Annotated in this window: 7 protein-coding genes and 1 pseudogene; all 8 read right to left on the reverse strand. The window is 36.6% G+C overall.

What is annotated here, in order from left to right:
- Positions 1-394, reverse strand: a 394-nt coding sequence (locus FcAc13_RS11895; protein ID WP_187756447.1) for a hypothetical protein, incomplete at its 3' end; no start/stop codon positions are given.
- Entirely contained in the window at positions 391-1,509 is a 1,119-nt protein-coding gene (locus tag FcAc13_RS11900) for an EndoU domain-containing protein (RefSeq protein WP_223064608.1), read from the reverse strand. The genes FcAc13_RS11895 and FcAc13_RS11900, both read right to left, overlap by 4 nt.
- A 203-nt stretch (positions 1,510-1,712) precedes the next feature.
- Positions 1,713-2,075, reverse strand: coding sequence for a hypothetical protein (locus FcAc13_RS11905; protein WP_187756448.1), 363 nt, complete (start codon positions 2,073-2,075; stop codon positions 1,713-1,715).
- 10 nt (positions 2,076-2,085) lie between these two features.
- Positions 2,086-3,045, reverse strand: coding sequence for a CdiA C-terminal domain-containing protein (locus tag FcAc13_RS11910; protein ID WP_187756449.1), 960 nt, complete (start codon positions 3,043-3,045; stop codon positions 2,086-2,088).
- A gap of 257 nt (positions 3,046-3,302) precedes the next feature.
- Complete coding sequence (locus tag FcAc13_RS11915; RefSeq protein ID WP_223064609.1) at positions 3,303-3,788, reverse strand: hypothetical protein; 486 nt, start codon at positions 3,786-3,788, stop codon at positions 3,303-3,305.
- Position 3,789: 1 nt separating this feature from the next.
- Entirely contained in the window at positions 3,790-4,719 is a 930-nt protein-coding gene (locus FcAc13_RS11920; protein ID WP_223064610.1) for an EndoU domain-containing protein, read from the reverse strand.
- A 324-nt stretch (positions 4,720-5,043) separates the two neighbouring features.
- Positions 5,044-5,508 carry a DUF4279 domain-containing protein gene (locus FcAc13_RS11925; RefSeq protein WP_187756451.1) on the reverse strand — a complete coding sequence of 155 codons (465 nt, stop codon included), beginning with the start codon at positions 5,506-5,508 and terminating at the stop codon, positions 5,044-5,046.
- Positions 5,505-5,954: pseudogene (locus tag FcAc13_RS11930) on the reverse strand (hypothetical protein); the annotation flags it as partial. The gene FcAc13_RS11925 and the pseudogene FcAc13_RS11930, both read right to left, overlap by 4 nt.

Consider the following 5,954-nt stretch of genomic DNA (forward strand, 5'->3'; position numbering starts at 1 on the left):
GTGGATTATCGGGATCTTTATAATCTCCTTCTAAAAAAGCTTTATATTGCTCTAACACATATAAAAGTTGTTCTTTGGTCATAATGACTTGTTGCTCTTCGACGTATTCAGTACCTATAAAAACATAATCTCCCGTAATCAATACCCAGTGAGCATTACCAATGCCAAACATGCCATCGGGGGCTCGGCTGTATTCTAAATCAATGAGATTATTTATCCAAATATTAACTGAGTCAGTGGAGTATTGGAGATCATCTGCTAGCCATGCTGCCACCTCACATATTCCTCGCCCTTGCTTGGGAACCAATCTCATATCTTCACTATATTCTCTGCCTGAGGGCGAAAATCTTTTATAATCTGGTATCCACCAATAATAAATCAATTTATTCATCATTTTGTCTTCCCTTGATAAACAGGCCACGCTGTCGCACCTGTACCATTTGGTTTTTTATAATATCCTTCCATTTTTATTCCACTCGAAGATGTTCCTATCCATTTTTCAGACTCTCCAGGTTTAGGCTTAGAGTTACCGAATGCACTTTTAATTTCCATTTCTGTTTGACGTTTAGACCAATGCTCGGGGAAAAAAGTTGTTTCAGCTTGTTTTTTATACCATTTTCCGGTTGCAGGATCTCTGACTGATATATATCCTTTTGTGACACCATTAGCATCTGCTGCACCAGTCCATATATCAACCCTAATATTCGGATCTCTTAAATAATGCCCACCGGTACCAATCCTAGTACCGTTTGCATAAGTTTTAATCTCACCATTTAAAATATGTTCAGTATTGATCGTTATCTGAGTACCTTTATCGGCTTGTTGTTGAATTAGTTCTGCCGGTGTAGAAGATGATGTAAAATCTTCAAGGTATTCTCCAACTTTACTTTCTATATTTCTCGTTCCCTTTTCAACAACATTATTCCAATTAACCTCATCTAATTCAACCGTGACTGTATCAATTTTATAATGTACTTTTGTTCTGACTTCGGTAGCGGTTATTTTGATGCGGGCATATTTTAATAAGCGTAATGAGCGGGTAAGGGGTTCGGCTAAGCTGCCGATTAATAATCCTTCCAAACTGTTTTTTAGTCGTCCTTCAGCAGCCTTGTCGTCCGGTTTGGCTTGTAGATATTCGGTTACTGGGTTAGCCAGTTCAGGAAATTGTTGTATTAAGTTTGACAGGCGTTCTTCATGGGGATTAAATACCACAAAATCGGTGACACTGCCGGCTATCATTCCTTTGCCCCATGAGCCCATTTTTTGCAACGGCCGGATAAACTTGCTGGCTTTAAACATAGGAATAAAACCGACCAGAAATTGACTCACGCCATGTGTTAAAGCACCGGCGATGGTTTCAGATGGTGAAACCTGAGGCAGTTGTAAGGGATTGGGTGCTTCGCCAATTGGTTTATTATGGGGAATTTCGGTATAGGTTTTCCCTAAAATAATCGATGGCATTGAATTTTGCCAGATAAAATCTAAGGTATTTTGTCCGGCATCACGCACTCCAACCAGTACTTGTAACGGGACATCAGCATACCAAGCGTAGTGCTTTGGTCACAAAGTCATTGAGGGCTGGTGGCTGGAGCAGATAGAATTTTATATCGGGCTACCGTTCATTAACTTTGAGCAGAATAAAATAATGATTAAGCTTGTGATAGAGATCTAAAAATAAATGAAAATCCCCAATCTATTGATCGGGGAAAATATTAAATTAATTTCTCATTGTTGAGCAATACAATCATATTTTCTTTTCCTAGCTCTGAGCGTAATAGATCTGCTATTTCTGATGTATTCATTTCCGGAAAGGATTTATCATTTACCGATACCATAAAATATGATCTAGCACCTTCAAAACCAAATTCTTCAGCAATTAATAACTTACTTTCTTGAGAATATCTTTTCTGCTTATCACTAATAAACTCTAATTGTTTTCGTTCTAAAATTGGTGAAGCCAAATAAATAATATATGATTTATCAAAAATATCATTATAATCTGATTTAATCTTACTAATTTTTTTATTTAATAACTCTGCATCTAATGTTGTATAGCATGTTATATCTATTGCCATAATATTTATCTCACTTAATTCTAGTTATATTTTCTGATTTATCTATAACAATTATTTTATCCAATCCTTTAATCTCCCATTTAGAAAACTGTTCTTCAAGAGCATCTACTGTCACTTTAGAATCAGATATATTAATAACTACATTGTTTGTTTGCCCCTTAAGCACTTTATCTTCAACGCCAGCCCAAATATTCCTAAAATTATTTGAACTTGGAGCATAGTTATCAAATATTTCACTGTTAATTTTGTAATCTGGATTTTTTCTTCCTGATGTAATAGGATTCTGTTCCACATGATAACCATTCTTTGAAAGAATTTGAGCACTTTCATTTTCTCTTATAATTGAGCGTATATTTTCAGAAGTACTTGAAAGTGGTATTTCAGTTGGTTTGCCGGTTAAAGATCCTCTCTCTCCCTTTTCAGCAACATTATTCCAATTAACCTCATCTAATTCAACCGTGACTGTATCAATTTTATAATGTACTTTTGTTCTAACTTCAGTTACGGTTATTTTGATGCGGGCGTATTTCAGTAAGCGTAATGAGCGGGTAAGGGGTTCGGCTAAGCTGCCGATTAATAATCCTTCCAAACTGTTTTTTAGTCGTCCTTCAGCAGCCTTGTCGTCCGGTTTGGCTTGTAGATATTCGGTTACTGGGTTAGCCAGTTCGGGAAATTGTTGTATTAAGTTTGACAGGCGTTCTTCATGGGGATTAAATACCACAAAATCGGTGACACTGCCGGCTATCATTCCTTTGCCCCATGAGCCCATTTTTTGTAATGGCCGGATAAACTTGCTGGCTTTAAACATAGGAATAAAACCGACCAGAAATTGACTCACGCCATGCGTTAAAGCACCGGCGATGGTTTCAGGTGGTGAAACCTGAGGCAGTTGTAAGGGATTGGGTGCTTCGCCAATTGGTTTATTATGGGGAATTTCGGTATAGGTTTTCCCTAAAATAATCGATGGCATTGAATTTTGCCAGATAAAATTCTAAGGTATTTTGTCCGGCATCACGCACTCCAACCAGTACTTGTAACGGGACATCAGCATACCAAGCGTAGTGCTTTGGTCACAAAGTCATTGAGGGCTGGTGGCTGGAACTGATAAGGCTTTATGTTGGGCGACCGACCATTATTAAAATTGAGCAGAATATATTAATTATTTAACATACAATGTGGATCTGGGTACTTAAAAATTCACTCCCCACAAATTAAGTGGGGAGCTGATTAACAAGCATAAGGAACCAGATGAGAATTTGGCAATCCATTATAGATATCGATCGCTTCTTGACCTTCAGCAATAAACTCAACATCAATAGGGGCGGGTGGATTATCGGGATCTTTATAATCTCCTCCTAAAAAAGCTTTATATTGCTCTAACACATATAAAAGTTGTTCTTTGGTCATAATGACTTGTTGCTCTTCGACGTATTCAGTACCTATAAAAACATAATTTCCCGTAATCAACACCCAGTGAGCATTACCAATGCCAAACATGCCATCGGGGGCTCGGCTGTGTTCTAAATCTGTCAGATTGTTAATCCAGATATTAACCGAGTTTATTGAATATTGAATATCGTTACCTAACCAAGCAGCAATTTCTCTCGCTCCAAAACCAAATATTTTTTGCTCGTCAGTAGATTTTACAAGCTTTCCACCCGTAGGAATAAAACTAGAGCCATCCCACCAGAATATAATTTTATCATTTAACATATTATTTTTTCTCATAAATAGGCCATGCTGTTGCGCCTGAACCATCTGGTTTTTTATAATAGCCTTCCATTTTTACACCACTTGAAGACGTTCCTCGCCACATTTCTGTATTTGGTATTCTTATGGAATTTTCAAAAGCACTTTTAATTTCCATTTCTGTTTGACGTTTAGACCAATGCTCGGGGAAAAAAGTTGTTTCAGCTTGTTTTTTATACCATTTTCCGGTTGCAGGATCTCTGACTGATATATATCCTTTTGTGACACCATTAGCATCTGCTGCACCAGTCCATATATCAACCCTAATATTCGGATCTCTTAAATAATGCCCACCGGTACCAACCTTAGTACCGTTTGCATAAGTTTTAATCTCACCATTTAAAATATGTTCAGTATTGATCGTTATCTGAGTACCTTTATCGGCTTGTTGTTGAATTAATTCTGCCGGTGTAGAAGATGATGTAAAATCTTCAAGGTATTCTCCAACTTTACTTTCTATATTTCTCGTTCCCTTTTCAGCAACATTATTCCAATTAACCTCATCTAATTCAACCGTGACTGTATCAATTTTATAATGTACTTTTGTTCTGACTTCAGTTACGGTTATTTTGATGCGGGCGTATTTTAGTAAGCGTAATGAGCGGGTAAGGGGTTCGGCTAAGCTGCCGATTAATAATCCTTCCAAACTGTTTTTTAGTCGTCCTTCAGCAGCCTTGTCGTCCGGTTTGGCTTGTAGATATTCGGTTACTGGGTTAGCCAGTTCAGGAAATTGTTGTATTAAGTTTGACAGGCGTTCTTCATGGGGATTAAATACCACAAAATCGGTGACACTGCCGGCTATCATTCCTTTGCCCCATGAGCCCATTTTTTGTAATGGACGTATAAACTTGCTGGCTTTAAACATAGGAATAAAACCGACCAGAAATTGACTCACGCCATGCGTTAAAGCACCGGCGATGGTTTCAGGTGGTGAAACCTGAGGCAGTTGTAAGGGATTGGGTGCTTCGCCAATTGGTTTATCACTGATAGGTAGGGGGCTTAGTAGATAGGGCTTATGTGGGATCCCCTGTTATCATTAAAATTAAGAAAGGTAAATTGTTTGTTGAATTTTATTTACCAGTTTAAAAATAAAAGATAGATCTTCCCCCACTATTATTGGAGATTTATCTTTTATTTTGAATAACGTTCTCTTAATTTATTCATATAAAATACAATATTGTGATCACACTAATAAAAAACATTTCCCAAAAATATCAATTTACTCATCATTGACAAAATATATGTCAAAACTACATTCCAAATTAAGTTCACACATTATTTTCATTTGTTCTGGCCATATTACAGGACCACCATGACCAGCCAATGATCGCCATACACAATCAATACCCATAGTCACGTTTTTATTTGTCTGTAATTTCTCTAACGGCTCTTTACAGGGTGCTATTTTATTTAGTAACCAATCTAAATGTTCTCTTAAGTCTCTAGATATAACATAATCTTTTGATGATAAAAACCATCCGGAAGTTTTAATCTCTTTAATTCTTCCGATACGATTAATACTCTTAGTTCCAATAATATTTTTTTGTGTTGGTTCAATTTTCAAAAGTTCAGTTATCTTATCGGGATGAATATCATTTGGATATATTAACAATGCTGCATAACATTCATCACAACTTGGATATTCTGGAGATATGGGAGTTCGCCTAGAATTTATTGAAATCATTTTAAATATTCTCCGATATTACCTATAACATTTCCACTAGAATTAATATAATCACCATTATCTAAAATTCTTCCATGATGATCATTTCGTATATTATTATCTTTTTTAAGCGATTCAAGGGCTCTACCCCATTCACGTTTATTAATATTTTCACCAAAATATTTATTCAGAGCATTTGCTGTACTTTGAGTTAAAGTATTACCACCACTTTGTAAAACCTTAGGAACTCTACCTGAAGCACCAACACTAGGCAGAACTGGTAGTGGTAATCCTTCTGCATCAATCCAATTTCCATTTGGCAATTGGGTTGGCAAATTGTTTTGTTCTTTTACAACATTATTCCAATTAACCTCATCTAATTCAACCGTGACTGTATCAATTTTATAATGTACTTTGGTTCTGACTTCGGTAGCGGTTATTTTGATGCGGGCGTATTTCAGTAAGCG

It is taken from the genome of Frischella japonica (assembly GCF_014489845.1).
GTDB classification, from domain to species: domain Bacteria; phylum Pseudomonadota; class Gammaproteobacteria; order Enterobacterales; family Orbaceae; genus Frischella; species Frischella japonica.

Excerpts from the sequence above, each read along its gene's own strand:
- FcAc13_RS11925 (WP_187756451.1), bottom strand. The coding sequence starts at position 5,508 with ATGATTTCAATAAATTCTAGGCGAACTCCCATATCTCCAGAATATCCA.
- FcAc13_RS11905 (WP_187756448.1), bottom strand. The coding sequence starts at position 2,075 with ATGGCAATAGATATAACATGCTATACAACATTAGATGCAGAGTTATTA.
- FcAc13_RS11910 (WP_187756449.1), bottom strand. The coding sequence starts at position 3,045 with ATGCCATCGATTATTTTAGGGAAAACCTATACCGAAATTCCCCATAAT.
- FcAc13_RS11915 (WP_223064609.1), bottom strand. The coding sequence starts at position 3,788 with ATGTTAAATGATAAAATTATATTCTGGTGGGATGGCTCTAGTTTTATT.